This is a genomic window from bacterium 336/3 (assembly GCA_001281695.1).
GTDB lineage: Bacteria > Bacteroidota > Bacteroidia > Cytophagales > Thermonemataceae > Raineya.
On the sequence record LJIE01000001.1, the window covers coordinates 3,980,581 to 3,995,251 of the forward strand.

At 32.1% G+C, this 14,671-nt stretch carries 15 protein-coding genes and 1 pseudogene; 9 read left to right on the top strand and 7 right to left on the bottom strand.

The genetic code is table 11. The annotated features are described in order from the left end of the window. A complete protein-coding gene (locus AD998_18630; protein KOY87882.1) occupies positions 1–477 on the top strand; it encodes a hypothetical protein in 477 nt (158 codons plus the stop codon). On the opposite strand, the gene AD998_18635 is transcribed toward AD998_18630, so the two are convergent. The 6 genes and pseudogenes from AD998_18635 to AD998_18660 all read right to left on the bottom strand — a co-directional run bounded on the left by AD998_18635 (position 478) and on the right by AD998_18660 (position 5,892). After that, complete coding sequence (locus tag AD998_18635) at positions 478–2,808, bottom strand: penicillin-binding protein 1C (GenBank protein ID KOY87883.1); 2,331 nt, start codon at positions 2,806–2,808, stop codon at positions 478–480. It lies immediately after the preceding gene. Next, the gene (locus AD998_18640) at positions 2,805–3,521 is read right to left on the bottom strand and encodes a hypothetical protein (GenBank protein ID KOY87884.1); all 717 of its coding nucleotides are present in this window, start codon (positions 3,519–3,521) and stop codon (positions 2,805–2,807) included. Before AD998_18640 ends, AD998_18635 begins: the two co-directional genes overlap by 4 nt. 61 nt (positions 3,522–3,582) lie before the next feature. After that, a complete protein-coding gene (locus AD998_18645) occupies positions 3,583–3,951 on the bottom strand; it encodes a hypothetical protein (protein ID KOY87885.1) in 369 nt (122 codons plus the stop codon). 81 nt (positions 3,952–4,032) lie between these two features. Continuing rightward, positions 4,033–4,386: a hypothetical protein gene (locus tag AD998_18650; protein ID KOY87886.1), complete on the bottom strand. Its 354-nt coding sequence runs from the start codon at positions 4,384–4,386 to the stop codon at positions 4,033–4,035. Between the two features lie 280 nt (positions 4,387–4,666). Further along, positions 4,667–5,209 carry a hypothetical protein gene (locus AD998_18655; GenBank protein KOY87887.1) on the bottom strand — a complete coding sequence of 181 codons (543 nt, stop codon included), beginning with the start codon at positions 5,207–5,209 and terminating at the stop codon, positions 4,667–4,669. A 116-nt stretch (positions 5,210–5,325) separates the two neighbouring features. After that, positions 5,326–5,892 (bottom strand): annotated as a pseudogene (locus tag AD998_18660) (hypothetical protein). Positions 5,893–5,988: 96 nt separating this feature from the next. Between AD998_18660 and AD998_18665 the strand changes: the two are divergent. The 8 genes from AD998_18665 to AD998_18700 all read left to right on the top strand — a co-directional run bounded on the left by AD998_18665 (position 5,989) and on the right by AD998_18700 (position 13,703). Next, positions 5,989–6,960 carry a biotin synthase gene (locus tag AD998_18665; protein KOY87888.1) on the top strand — a complete coding sequence of 324 codons (972 nt, stop codon included), beginning with the start codon at positions 5,989–5,991 and terminating at the stop codon, positions 6,958–6,960. Positions 6,961–7,016: 56 nt separating this feature from the next. Beyond that, a complete protein-coding gene (locus AD998_18670) occupies positions 7,017–7,784 on the top strand; it encodes a hypothetical protein (GenBank protein ID KOY87889.1) in 768 nt (255 codons plus the stop codon). Positions 7,785–7,789: 5 nt separating this feature from the next. Beyond that, positions 7,790–9,043, top strand: coding sequence for a hypothetical protein (locus AD998_18675; protein KOY87890.1), 1,254 nt, complete (start codon positions 7,790–7,792; stop codon positions 9,041–9,043). An 82-nt stretch (positions 9,044–9,125) separates the two neighbouring features. Then, positions 9,126–10,184, top strand: a complete 1,059-nt coding sequence (locus AD998_18680; GenBank protein ID KOY87891.1) for a fructose-bisphosphate aldolase — start codon at positions 9,126–9,128, stop codon at positions 10,182–10,184. A 345-nt stretch (positions 10,185–10,529) separates the two neighbouring features. Then, positions 10,530–11,102, top strand: coding sequence for a hypothetical protein (locus tag AD998_18685; protein KOY87892.1), 573 nt, complete (start codon positions 10,530–10,532; stop codon positions 11,100–11,102). A gap of 86 nt (positions 11,103–11,188) precedes the next feature. Further along, positions 11,189–12,397, top strand: coding sequence for an intradiol ring-cleavage dioxygenase (locus AD998_18690; protein ID KOY87893.1), 1,209 nt, complete (start codon positions 11,189–11,191; stop codon positions 12,395–12,397). 49 nt (positions 12,398–12,446) lie between these two features. Beyond that, on the top strand, positions 12,447–12,689 hold the full coding sequence (locus AD998_18695) for a hypothetical protein (protein ID KOY87894.1): 243 nt from the start codon (positions 12,447–12,449) through the stop codon (positions 12,687–12,689). A 66-nt stretch (positions 12,690–12,755) separates the two neighbouring features. Continuing rightward, on the top strand, positions 12,756–13,703 hold the full coding sequence (locus AD998_18700) for a hypothetical protein (protein ID KOY87895.1): 948 nt from the start codon (positions 12,756–12,758) through the stop codon (positions 13,701–13,703). 9 nt (positions 13,704–13,712) lie between these two features. On the opposite strand, the gene AD998_18705 is transcribed toward AD998_18700, so the two are convergent. Next, positions 13,713–14,639, bottom strand: coding sequence for a hypothetical protein (locus AD998_18705; protein ID KOY87896.1), 927 nt, complete (start codon positions 14,637–14,639; stop codon positions 13,713–13,715). Positions 14,640–14,671 lie beyond the last annotated feature (32 nt).

A 14,671-nucleotide genomic window follows, 5' to 3' on the forward strand; every position in this document is an offset into this window, starting at 1 on the left:
ATGACAGAAAAATATAAAATCTTATACGTAGATGACGAAGAAAGTAATCTACGTATTTTCAAAATGACTTTTAAACGAGATTATGATATCTTTACAGCAATATCAGGCTTAGAAGCTATTGAAGTCTTAAAGCATAATCCCATTCAACTTATTGTTACAGACCAGAAGATGCCTGAAATGACAGGTACAGAGTTTTTAGAAAAAACACTACCTGACCATCCAGATGTAATTAGAATTATTTTGACGGGATTCTCTGATATTGAAGCTATTGTCAGAGCTGTTAATAAAGCTAATATCTATAAATATGTAACAAAGCCTTGGAATAGAGAAGACTTTAAAATAATTATAGACGAAGCTTTGACTTTGTTTCAATATAGAGCCAATAAAGACATTAAAATTGCTTTTTTAGAAAAAGAAAATGAGGATTTAAAAAATCAAATAGTTTTACTCAACGAGGAACTTGATAAACGCAAATAATCATTCATATTCTATTTTAATTTCTATACTGCTACTTCTCCCCTTTTCATCAATGCAAGTAATTTTTGTTTTTCCTAAAGAAGGCTTAAAGAAAGCGTTTTCTTGAGGAGAAACTTCTTTGTAGAGTTTATCATCTAAATACCAGTAGATCTTTTTAGAATCGTTGTAAATATATGCTTTAAGTAGCAAATCGGGTATATTTTTCTCTGGAACGATGTATGTTTTTTTATCTAATGGCGATATAATTTGAGGAGCATTAGTACCTCCATTTTCGATATATTGCTCACATTCAGGATGTATATTAGGTGTTTTTTCGTAAGGCATTTTTTCAGCCTCATAATAAGTTAGAAGATTGGCTGATAAATTAGGAAACATTTTCTTTTTGTAGCCACTTTGAGGCAGACAATCAGGTAGATACATAAATTTCTCATCTGCCGAAATATAGTATTCTTTCATGTGTTGGCAAGTTTGTGAAGGAGAGATCAAAGGTATATAATAATCTGTTACTTGATTTTTACAAAACTCATTAGGGGGCAAACCTGATTCTACACATACCAATCTAAATTGAATATCTTTGGGAGAAACTAATAATTTAGTATTTGTATTGGGTAAATTATTGAATACATCAAACAAAAGTGGGGTAGCTATCTCGCTACCTGTTAGTTCAGGAACTCCCTCTCCTGTAAAATTTCCAACCCAAACAGCTACAGTATAATCTTGATTGAAGCCAACGCTCCAAGCATCTCGTCTTCCATAAGAAGTTCCTGTTTTCCATGCAATTGAAGGTTTTTGCAAAGACTGCTCATAGGCTTTGGGCAAGTCGGGACGAGTGGCAAGTGTGAGTGTTTGAGCAATGCTATAGGCAGATATTGGTGATACAATGGTTGTTTTAATTTTAGTTGTATCATTTTTAAGAAAACGCAAAGGCTGATAATCACCTTCATGTGAAAAAATAGTGTATAAGCCAGCTATCTCCTCCAAATTCACTCCACAGCCTCCCAAAATCATAGAAAGACCCATATCTTTTTTCTTTTTAGAGATACTCTTAAATCCAGCTTTTGAGAGTTTTTCTACAAAAACAGGAACAGTTATTTGATTAAGTATGTCAACAGCAGGGATATTTAATGAATGTGATAGAGCTTCTTCAATACTTATTTTTCCTCTAAATTTTTTATCAAAATTGTCAGGGGCATAACCTTGCCAATTGGTAGGTATATCAGCAACAGTTGTTTTGGGTGTTAGCTTTCCTAAGTCCATTCCTAAAGCATATACCAAAGGTTTGAGCGTACTACCTGGGGAGCGAATGGCTGTGATACCATCTACTTGTCCCTGATGAGCTTTATCATTAAAATCTTGAGAACCTACATAAGCTTCAACTTCCAAAGTACTATTTTTTACAACCAAAACAGCTACATTATAAATATTCAGTTTGCTTATCCTTTTGCTATAATTAGAAGCCAAATTTTGAATTTTTATTTGTGTATTGGCTTGTATAGTTGTATATATATTTTCTTTTTGTGGATAGCTTTTGATAATCCGTTGTGATAAGTGTGGGGCCATTTTAGGTATATCCTGTCTTTTTACTCCAAGGGGTTCTATTAAGGCACTTTCTAGTTCTTCTTTACTAAAAACATCTGCTTTACCAAGTCTTTTAAGCCATTTATTTCGTTCTTTTAATATTTCAGGATTATCTTTACCTAAAGCCAAAGTAGTAGGTCTATTAGGTATAAGAGCTAAAGTTGTGATTTGAGCTGGACTTAATTTTTGTGGTAACGAACCAAAATAAATTACAGAAGCAGATTTTACGCCCTCAATATTACCTCCATAAGGAACTAAATTGATATACATTTGGAGTATTTCATCTTTAGAATAATGCAACTCCAATTGAAAAGCTCTAAAAACTTCTATAAGTTTATTAAAGTATGTCCTTTTTTTAGGTTCTAAAAGCCTTGCTACCTGCATGGTAATGGTAGAAGCTCCTGATGTTCGTTTACCAGATACAATATTATTAAATAAGGCTCTTGTAAGTGAAATAGGATTCACTCCAAAATGATAATGAAAGTATTTATCTTCTTTTTCTAAAAATGCACTTTTCAATTCAGGACTAATTTCAGAGAGTTCTGTTTTCATTCTCCATTTGTCATCTCTGCTCAAAAATGCTCCTAAAACCTTTCCATCTTTATCTAATATGAGTTGTGAATATGATGTATTTATTTTGAAAGGAAATATTATATCTAAAAAAATGAATAAAATAATTATGGCAATCAAAATAATACTACTTTTTTTAAATATTTTTTTTACTTTTTCCTTATTCAATTTTATAGTTTTCATGATTCTATATTTTTGATAGCAACATTACAACAAGCCATGATGCCTGCTGTTTCTGTACGCAAAATAGATTTTCCTAATGTAACGGGCAGAAATTCTTTTTGAATAGCTATAGCTACTTCCTTTGCATCAAAATCGCCTTCTGGACCAATTAAAATACAATATTTTGATTTAGATTCTAAAACAGAATTCAATTCTTTTCTATCTTCATCAACCAAGTGAGCTATCAATTTCTGGGAGTAATCCTTCAAATTTTGCTCCAAAAATTTCGAAAAAGATACAATAGGATTTATTTTTGGAAGTAGAGCTTTTTGAGATTGTTTAATAGCTTGAATACAAATTTTCTCAAGTCTATCTATTTTTATTTCTTTTCTTTCTGAACGATTACATTGAATAAAACTAATTTCATCAATACCTATTTCTGTACATTTTTCGAGTAACCACTCTACCCTATCAATATTTTTGGTGGGAGCTATTGCCAAATGCAAGTAGTAATTTCTTTGGCTATTTATATCTTTTACTTTCTTTAGAATGTTTATTTCACACTTTTTAGCATTATCTGTTAATATTTGTCCTTCAAAAAAGCATCCTTTACCATCAATAATTGTAATAACATCATTTTTTTGATGTCTTAAAACCTGTAAACAATGACGAGCTTCATCTTCAGGCAATAACTTATTTTTTTCTAGATCAGGAGCATAAAAGAGTTGAGCCATAACTTTTTTGCACAAAAAAAGGGCTTTTTAGCCCTTTTTTCAAATTTTTCAATATTTTTTATTATTGGGAGCTTTCTAAATTGTATGTCCACTGTCCCCCATTACTGTTGCTTACAATAACGCTTCTTGTATAAGTACTTATTTCATAAATACTTCCATTACTTGTTTTAACTTTGTATGATGTACCTGCACCAGCCTCATCTTCTTCTGGCTCTCTCTTTTCCAAGATGGTGACTAATCCCCATTTATTATTCTGAGAATCATACATTTGAATTGTAACTGTACTTCCATAGTGGATATATACTTTATAAGTTACCCCACCCGATTGCATAGCGTATGTAAATTTAGTTTGTGCAGAAACACTACCTAAGCCTACTAATAAAAAGACAATTGCAAATAGTCCAAAAATTTTGTTTATCATTTTTTTCATATAATATTTTTTGTGAAGAATCTAAACTTTTTTAAACATAAAAAGGGCTCAAAAGCCCTTTTTATGTTTCTTAGTTTTTTATTATTCTAAAGAATAAGTCCACTGACCTCCATTCGTTTTTACAACAATGCTGCTACTTGAAGCATAAGTCCATATCTCATAAATATTACCATTACCCGCTTTAATTTTGTAGTATCCACCATCCCCATCAGAAGGTTTTTGCTCTAAGATTGTAGCAAATCCCCATTTGTTACTTTTAGAATCATACAATTGAATTGTAAGAGTTCCTCTTTCCTGTTGGAAATGCACTTTATAAGTTGCTCCACCAGACTGCATAGAGTATGTCCATTTGTCTTGTGCAGAAGCACTACCTAAGCCTACTAATAAGAAAGCGACTACGAATAGACCGAGAATTTTGTTCATGATTTTTTGCATGTGATTTGAATTTTTAAAGGTTTGTAAAATTATTTTAAGCAATAACAGTGCCAATATATAGTTTGTGAATAATTGACTTTCAATTTTTTATATTTTTTTTTAAAAAAATATTTTAAAAGTTTTACTATTATTTTAGATAGTTTTTAAAACTTTTTTTATTGTTTATTGTTTACTATAATAGAAACGACTATTTAAAGAATAGTTTCTATTAGAAGTTGTTTTTTCATAATTTTGGTTATAGAAAAGCCCTGCAATATTTGCAGGGCTTTTCTTATTTAGCCTAGAAGGCTACACCAACTGTTGCACCAAATCTGAATCCAAAACCACTTCCTACACCAGATGTATTAAAATTATCTTCTGTACCAGATTCTACTTTGATGGTAGAAGAGTTAAATGATGGTCCACCATATATTTCAAAAGACACAATATCACCAAATATCCATTGTCCTCCTAATACCAAACCAGCACCTATTGAAGATAATGTTGCTTTGTCTGTAACTGTATTACCATTGAAATCTGTTGTTTGTGATTCTAGTTTAAAGCTTTGATATCTTGGAGAAAGTCCTAAGAAGAAACCCTCCAAAGCTGTTCCTTTGGGGTATAATCTTACTTCAGGTGTTATTGCAAAGCCATTGAATTTGGTATCATTTCTATCAAGACCTGCAAAATACATCAATCCTAATTGTCCACTTACCTTTTCAGTAAACGCTCTTTCGTAATTTAAATGAAACGTTCTAAATAAAGGGCTTAATACATTTGTTTTCACAATGTTCTTCTTTTCGCTTTGAGCAAAAATGATGTTCGTTAGCATGAAAAATGCCATTAATAAAGATAATTTTTTCATATATTAATTTGTGTTTAGTTTATGAATTCAATATAAAACAATATATGAAAAAATAAAAAAAAATCTTACTTTTTTTCAAGATAGTAATAATATCCTAATAGAGAACATAATGTTCCTATTATAGACCCTGCAAAGGTATCTATAAAAAAGTGTTGTTGAAGATACATTCTTGACATAGCCACAGAAAGACATGCTATAAAACCGATAAATTGCCAAAGAGGGTGTTTATGAAAAAATACAATCCAACTAAATGCTGAAAATGCTGTTGCTGTATGTCCAGACGGAAAGCTCAGATATCCATGTACATCCACTCCTTCTACAAAATTAAGTTTGGCAATTCCTTCAAAAAAAGTTTTAGGTCTTGGTTGGCTTGGGAAAACAAAATGTTTAATACCTTGTACAATAATTATTTGCAATAAAACTATTATAGCAGTAGCTATCAATTCTCTATATTTTTTTTTGTAGATAAAGATACCTGCTACAACTAAATACACCCACTCTTCTCCAAGATGAGTAAGCCAAGGAAATACCAAGTCTCCAAAAGTTGTGTGCAATTCGTTTAAGGTTAAATGAATCTCTTTTTTAGAAAAAATTGTAAGTAAAATACCACCAAATAACCAGTAGATAAGAAGTAAAACAAAAAAATAGGGTTTATTTTTTATCTCTTCCCAGAGGGTGCGTTTTGAAAGGTTTTCTTCCATTTGAATTTGTTTTTTTGCGAAAGTATTAGCAATTTGCCCGTCCAAATTTACAATATTATGATAAGAAACAATTGGACTCGCGAGGAAATTGCTAAAATTTATCATCAGCCTGTTTTAGAACTCATCTATCAAGCAGCAACTGTACACCGTCAATATAATGACCCTAATGAGGTACAAGTATGTACTTTATTGTCTATTAAAACTGGTGGTTGTCCAGAAGATTGTGCTTATTGCCCTCAAGCTGCTCGTTATCAGACTGATGTAAAAGTAGAAAAGCTTATGAGCTCTCAAGAGGTACTTCAGAAGGCTTTAGAAGCTAAAGAAGCTGGTAGTACACGCTTTTGTATGGGAGCAGCATGGCGAGAAGTAAGAGACAACAAAGACTTTGACAGAGTTTTAGAAATGGTAAAAGGGGTTTCTACAATGGGTTTAGAAGTTTGCTGTACATTGGGTATGCTTACTGAAGACCAAGCCCAAAAACTCAAAGACGCTGGTTTATATGCTTATAACCATAATTTAGATACGAGCGAAGAATTTTACGATGATATTATCAGTACCAGAACTTATAAAGACAGATTAGATACCTTAGAGAATGTGAGTAAGGCTAAAATTTCTGTTTGTTCTGGTGGTATTATTGGTATGGGTGAAAAAGTTGAAGATAGAATTGGAATGCTTTATACACTTGCTACGCTACCTCAACATCCTGAATCTGTACCTGTAAATGCTTTAGTGCCTGTAGAAGGTACTCCTCTTGAAGACCAAGAAAAAGTATCAGTTTGGGAAATGGTTCGTATGATTGCCACAGCGAGAATATTGATGCCTAAAGCTATGGTAAGACTTTCGGCAGGTAGAGTCAGAATGACTATTGAAGAACAAGCTTTGTGTTTCATGGCAGGAGCTAACTCTATTTTTGCAGGAGATAAGTTACTAACTACGCCTAACCCTGCGTATGTAGCAGATAAAGAAATGTTCCAGATATTAAATATTGTACCAAGACAAGCTTACAAAAACGAATTGGAAACAGTATAACAAAAAAAGTCTTCGTAAATGAAGACTTTTTTGTTTCAGTTTTAGATATTAACTTTATGGAAATTCTTCATCATTCTATTGTTGGTTCAGGTAATCCTGTTGTTCTAATTCATGGTTTTTGTGAAAACGAGACTGTTTGGAATGACTTTATACCTGAGTTAGCTAAAAAAAATCAGGTTATTAGTTTGGATTTGGGAGGTTTTGGGAAAAGTTCTCATTTATTGCCCAATCCTTGCAGTATAGAAGCTTTGGCAGAGCAAGTCAAGAATCTTTTAGATTTTCTAAAGATAGAAAAAGCTATTTTTGTAGGACATTCGTTGGGTGGTTATGTAAGTCTTGCATTGGCAGAAAAGTACTCTTCTATTGTAAGTAAAATGTGTTTGTTTCATTCAACAGTTTTGGCAGATACTCCAGAAAAAAAAGATATAAGAAACAAAGTGATTGAGTTCGTACAAAAAGTTGGTGTAGAGCGTTATATTGACTCTTTTGTAAGTCCACTTTTTTATCAACCTCGCCTTGAGGAACTCAAAGAAAGTATTTTAGTTGTAGAAAAAGTGGGTAAAACTACTCCATTACAAACCATTACGAGTGTAGTAGCAGCTATGCGAGATAGAAAAAATCGTTTGGATATTATACAAAATGCAAATTTCCCAATTTTGTATATTATCGGCAAAAATGATGGTGCAGTTACTTTTGAGAGTTATCAAGAACAAATACAGTGTAATCCTTTGATACAAACTCTAATTTTAGAAGAAACAGCACACATGGGTATGTTTGAACGTCCTCAAGAAACATTAGAAGCATTATTATTATTTTGTAGATAGTATGTATGGGAAAGTATATTGAAAAAGTTTCTAATTCTTCAGAAAAAGATATTTTTATCTCGATTTTCGACTTTGCTGCTATTGGAATTATTGTTTCCAATCAGAGTGGAAAGATACTTTTAGCTAATCAGTATGCTGAAAAGCTTTTTGGATATGGAATTCAAGAATTAGAAGGCAATGATATTGAAGTTCTCATTCCTCAAGAAGTTAGAAATAAACATATCCAACATAGAAAAAAATTTAATGAAGACCCTCATGTACGAACAATGGGGAATAACTTGGATTTACAAGGTGTAAAAAAAGATGGGAGTAAGTTTTATATAGAGGTTAGTCTTGGTTTTTTCAAAACTCAAGATAATACCTACGTTATGGCTTTTGTTTATGATGTAAGTAATCAGAAATATGCAGAATTAGAAATTTTAGAAAGAAATAAAGCCATTGAACAATACTCTGCTGAAATCAAGGCTTTGAACGAAAACTTAGAAGAGCAAATCAAAAACAGAACCAAAGCTCTTTTAGAAACCCTACAACACTTAGAAACCTCCAAGAAAGAATTAGAAAAAGCTTTATCCAAAGAAAAAGAATTAGGAGAATTGAAATCTCGTTTTGTTTCAGTGGCATCTCACGAATTTAGAACACCTCTAAGTACTATTCTTTCTTCTATACAACTCATTTCCAAATATAATTTGACTGAACAACAAGAGAAAAGAGAGAAACATATTCAGAGAATTATTGGCTCTGTAAATCATTTGAATGACATTTTAGAGGAGTTTTTATCTGTTGGCAGGCTTGAAGAAGGAAAAATTAAAGCTAATTTTGCTCAACACGATTTAGAGATTTGCTTCAATGAAGTTACCAATGAAATGCAAAATATTGCACAGCAGGGACAAAAAATTATATTTTCTCATACAGGTGATAAAATTGTAGTAACTGATTGCTCTATTTTGAAAAAAGTGCTTATCAATCTTTTATCCAATGCTATTAAGTTTTCTCCCGAAAACAGCAATATTCATATAAAAAGTATATTAGATGAGCAAGGCTTAATAATTCAGGTATCTGATGAAGGCATAGGTATTTCTGAGAAAGACCAAAAACATCTTTTTGAAAGATTTTTTAGAGCCGAAAATGCTATTAATATCAAAGGTACAGGTCTAGGATTACATATTGTGGCCAAATTTGTAGAAATGTTACATGGAGATATTTTTATTGATAGTGAGCTTGGAAAAGGTACTAGAGTAACTTTACATTTTAATAAATAAAATTTCCTCTGGTTCACATTCAGAGATTTATACAATTCTATTATATTTGTGCCAGTTTTATTTTCATCAAACCCTCATTACGATGTCTTACAATAAAATTGTTGAATTACTTGGTTCTGAAGCTGATAATTTACTCAAGTACCAATCAAAAACTATTGACAAAAGTCTTTTACATGCTCCAAGTTCATCTTTTGTAGATGATATTTATGCAAAATCGAACAGAAACATTCCTGTTTTGCGTAGTTTACAAACAATGTTTGGAAATGGTAGATTGGCAAACACAGGTTTTTTATCTATTTTACCCGTTGACCAAGGTATTGAACATACAGCAGGTGCTTCTTTTGCTCCAAATCCTATTTACTTTGACCCTGAAAATATTATCAAATTGGCTATTGAGGGTGGTTGCAGTGCAGTGGCTACTACTTTCGGCAATTTGGCTATCATGTCAAGAAAGTATGCTCACAAAATTCCTTTCTTGGTAAAAATCAATCATAATGAGCTTTTAACTTATCCCAACAAATTTGACCAAATTATGTTTGGTTCAGTTCGTGAGGCTTGGAACTTAGGAGCTGTGGCAGTAGGAGCAACTATTTATTTTGGTTCTGAAGAATCTTCAAGACAAATTATAGAAGTAGCTGCTGCATTTGAGGAAGCTCATCAGTTGGGTATGGCTACTGTACTTTGGTGCTATGCTCGTAACAATGCTTTCAAAAAAGATGGTGTTGACTACCATGTAGCTGCTGATATTACAGGACAAGCAAACCACTTGGGTGTAACAATCCAAGCAGATATTATCAAGCAAAAACTTCCTGAAAACAATGGTGGTTTTACAGCTATAAATTTTGCAAAATCACACAAGAAAATGTATGAGCAATTAAGCTCTGAACACCCTATTGATTTGTGCCGTTACCAAGTAGCAAACTGCTATATGGGTAGAATTGGTCTTATCAATTCTGGTGGTGAGTCGAAAGGTGCTTCAGATATGGCAGAAGCTGTAAGAACATCTGTTATCAATAAGAGAGCTGGTGGTACAGGCTTAATTATGGGACGTAAAGCTTTCCAAAGACCTATGAATGAAGGTGTTGAATTATTAAATGCAGTACAAGATGTATATTTAGCTAAAGAAATTGATTTAGCTTAATTCATTATACACATATTATTATGTCAAAGCCCCGAATATTCGGGGCTTTGTTTTTTACATCATTTTCAAGTATATTAGCTTTATTTTCTGATGAATATGTTTGCTTTCAGTCCAGACCATAAATTTTTAAATATAAAGTTTATCACAATTTTTGTGATTCTAATTGTGTGTTTGCATGTTCTACAAGATTTTATTCATGCTTATCATTATCAACATAGTTTCTACTTTTCTGAATCCTTATTATTTAAGTCTTCTTGGATACTTTTTATTCTCTTTATTCCCTTGTTTCTGAAGCTATTACATTTTTTAGAAAATAGAATACTTTTCATCATCCTGAGTATATTTTTGATTTCAGTTGCTCACATTTTTAGTTTTGCTTTCGCTGTTTTTGCAAATTCTTGGCTATTTTTTGACCATACCTATGGCTTACAAGTTATTTTTAAAGAAACTTTTACAGAACATTTTTATTTATACTTGATTATATACACCTTTTTTACAGTTGTTTACAAATATTTAAAACAAAAAAACAGCAAAGAAAATCGAACTCAGAATCTCAATACATTGCCATCTTCACCCACCTATTTAGATACTCTAAGTGTAAGTTTAGGCAGAAAAAACGTAGTAATTAAAACTCAAGATATTTTATGTATTTGTGCTTCAAGCCCTTATGTAAATATTCAAACATCTGATAATCAATATTTGTATAATTCTTCGTTGAAAGAGATTCATTCTAAACTGAATCCTGATACTTTTTTACGCATTCATAAATCAACCATTCTGAATGTAAAAAAAATTTTATCATACCAGTCTAGACTCAATGGTGACTATGACATCACTCTGCAAAACCATGAAGTTCTCAGAATGAGTAGAAATTATGCAGAACCTTTCAAGAAGTATTTTTCAAAGTCCTCATCTTGATATATTTTATCCTCAGCTTAACATATAAAACATTGATTATAAAAGCATAACTCTTGAGATTTGGGACAAACCAAATTTTAAGTCTTATGAACTCTTCTAAGTTTTTGTGTTTATTTTTGTTATGTTTTTGGAGCTGTCAAGGTCAAAAACATCAGACTTCTTTTTCAAATTCCGAACCACCCAAGAAAGAAACTCCCAAAATTGTGGGTGGTGGCTGTGATGGTTGTGAACTGATGTATGTAGGTATGCCTAAATATATCAATGCCATAGACACCAGTATGGGTTGGCATGCTTCAAATGCTCAAAAATTGCTTATTAGAGGAAAAGTATTTCAACTGGATGGCACAACTCCTGCCCCTAATGTGGTTCTATATTATTGGCATACAGATGTTAATGGGTATTATTCTAATTGGAATGGTACAACCAAAAGGCATGGGAATCTAAGAGGCTGGATAAAAACAGATGAGCAAGGTAATTATACCATTTATACCAACCGACCAACTGCATACCCTGATAAGTCAGAGCCACAACATATTCACATTTCTATCAAAGAGCCTGATATACAGCAAGAATATTACATTGACGATTTGGTATTTGATGATGACCCTATTTTATATAAGAAAAACAAAGCAGGCAAAAAGCCTGAAAATAGAGGAGGAAGTGGTGTACTTCGAGTGCTTATTTCTAAAGATGTTCAAATTGCTGAACACAATATTATTTTGGGGCTTCATATTCCAAATTATCCAAAAAAAGTTGAGCAGAAAGTTAGTTCAGGTCTTTCTATAGGCGAAGATAGCCCTTCTTTTATTCCATTTCATGCATGGGGAGCCGATAAAGCCACAAGAACTTGTCCTGTATGCAAATATGATCGTTATCAGGGTATTCTTCTATTTGTAGGTGAAAGCCCTGATTGGCTGGATATAAAAAAATGGCTCACATTTTTAGAAAAAGAAAGTGAAAAAAGAGCTAAGGAATTAAAAGTATATTTTGTCTATGGAAATAGTAAAAATTATCATGCTCAAAATCGTAGAAAAGAGCTTGAAAATTTGGGTTTGGAGTTAAGTTTAAGACATATAGCTCTTACTTTTGTGCCTTCTCTGCAAGACGCAGAAAGCGAAGTAAATCTGAATAAAATCAATCCTGATGTAAAAAATACTTTTATCATATATCACCACCGAAAAATTATTCAAAAGTTCATTAATTTTGAAGCTACTCAAAAAAACTTTCAGAGCCTATCTGACTTTTTAGATAAAAATAAAAGTCCTTACAATCATCTTTTAGGAGTAAATTATTGATTTTTAAGCATTTTATTGATATATTCGGGTATTAAAATCATTTAAGATTATGGAAATTTATTGTCCTAAATGTGAATGGAAACCTGATGCTCATTCTTTGTGGGGATGTACCTGTGGATGTATTTGGAATACTTTTGATACGCAAGGTGTTTGTCCAAAGTGTAAGCATGTATGGCATGATACTCAATGTCTTGCTTGCAATAAATGGTCAAAACACCATGATTGGTATCATGATTTTCCATCTATAGATGAATTTATTGAAGAATTAGAAACTAAGAAAGAAACTGTTTAATAATTTTTCAATACACATACTATAAATTGGTTTTGTACGTATTGAACGAAACCAAAATTATCATGTATGAAAAAACTATTACTACTGTCTTTTGCTTTTTTAGCAAGTATGGTTGCTTTTGCTCAAAAAACACCTGAATTGTTTTTATCAAACCATGTTTCTACTCATTTGTATGAACGAGATATGGCTATTTCCCCTGATGGAAAAACCATGTATTTTACCCTACAATTATCTTCTGGTTTTCAAAGTATTGCAGTTTGTACAAAAGATAAAAAAGGGCAATGGACAAAGCCAGAGATTGCTCCTTTCTCTGGCATGTACAGCGATTTAGAACCTGCCTTCAGCCCTGATGGTAAAAAATTATTTTTTGTTTCCAATCGACCTCTAACAGGCACCAATCACAAAGATTTTGATATTTGGTATATTGAAAAAACAGGTGAAAAATGGTCTGAGCCTGTTAATGTCGGTAGCCCTGTAAATACCTCATCTAATGAATTTTACCCATCTATTTCAAAAAAAGGAGATTTGTATTTTACTGCTACCAAAGACTCCTTGAGTGTTGGTAAAGAAGACATCTACAAAGCTGAGTGGAAGAATGGAAAATACCAGAATATTACTCTTTTAGATACAGAAGTCAATACCAAAACATACGAGTTCAATGCTTTTGTAGCTTCAGATGAGAGTTACATTATTTTTTCTTCGTACGGGCGTAAAGACGATAAAGGAAAAGGCGACTTATATATGAGCATCAAAGATGCTAATGGAAAATGGAAAAAAGCTGTAAATCTTTCTATCATCAATACCGAAAGTTTGGATTATTGTCCTTTTGTAAGCCTAGATGGAAAAACACTTTATTTTACTAATGAAAAAGGAGCTTTACCAAAAAATAAATTAGCCGTTGCTACTAATTACCAATCTTTTAAGGACTTACACTCAAGTATTTTAAATGGAGGAGGCAATATTTACTCTATTGATTTTTCCATTATCAAAGAGTTTGTAGAAAAACAAAACTAACCCGTTGGGTTAGTTTTGTAATGCATTGAGTTTATCTAAGTCTAGTACAATTCTTCCATCTTCATCAGGGCTGAACATAGGTTCAAATTTTTGATACCATTCAATATCTTTATATTGGTAAGAGTGTATAGAATAAACTGTTTGATGAAAAGTATTATCAAATCCTTTAATCATCACTAATATTTCTGTATCTAATTCTTCTAAATCTTGAGCTGTTTTACCAAACAGAGGACTATCTTCATTAATATAATGTACAATTGTCCAGTTTAGAGGAAAAAAACGAATTTTATTAACCTCTAATTTCAATCCATAGTACTCTCTTCTATATTGTTTCTGATTATTTAGCTCCAAAAATGATATAACTACCTCAGTCTCAGTATCCATCATTACATTACTTCTTTCATTGACTACTCTAAATTGTAAAGTAGTAATAGGCTTATCCCTAAGATCTGTAATCAACATTTTATCACTAAAGGCGATACGTGGAAAAGGCTTAGAAAAACGTCCAAATAACAAACCAGCCATGAGTGCAGCCCAAGAAATACCTAAGAAAGCATTCGCAGAGGCTATCCAATTAGCTGTAATACTATGAGGAGCTACCCCTCCATACCCTACTGTTGTAAAAGTCTGAATGCTAAAGAAAAATCCATGAATATAGTCATTCTCCCAACTGTAACTTTCTGTACCTTTTAATGCCCCTTCTCCCAACATTAGATACAAAAAGCCAAAAATAGCATTTAAAATTAAAAAAGAACCTATAAAAAAAACTGTAAACTGCCATGTTGTGGCACTTACTAAATATGAATAAAAATCCTTTACAGCAAAATTACTACCCAAACGCTTTATATTATATGAACCATCATCATTTATCATTCTTTGGGTTTTTTGACTATATTTTTGCCCAAAACCAGGGTCTTGTACATGCTGTGCTGCCATAGATTATTGACAATATATGTATGATTTTTTTG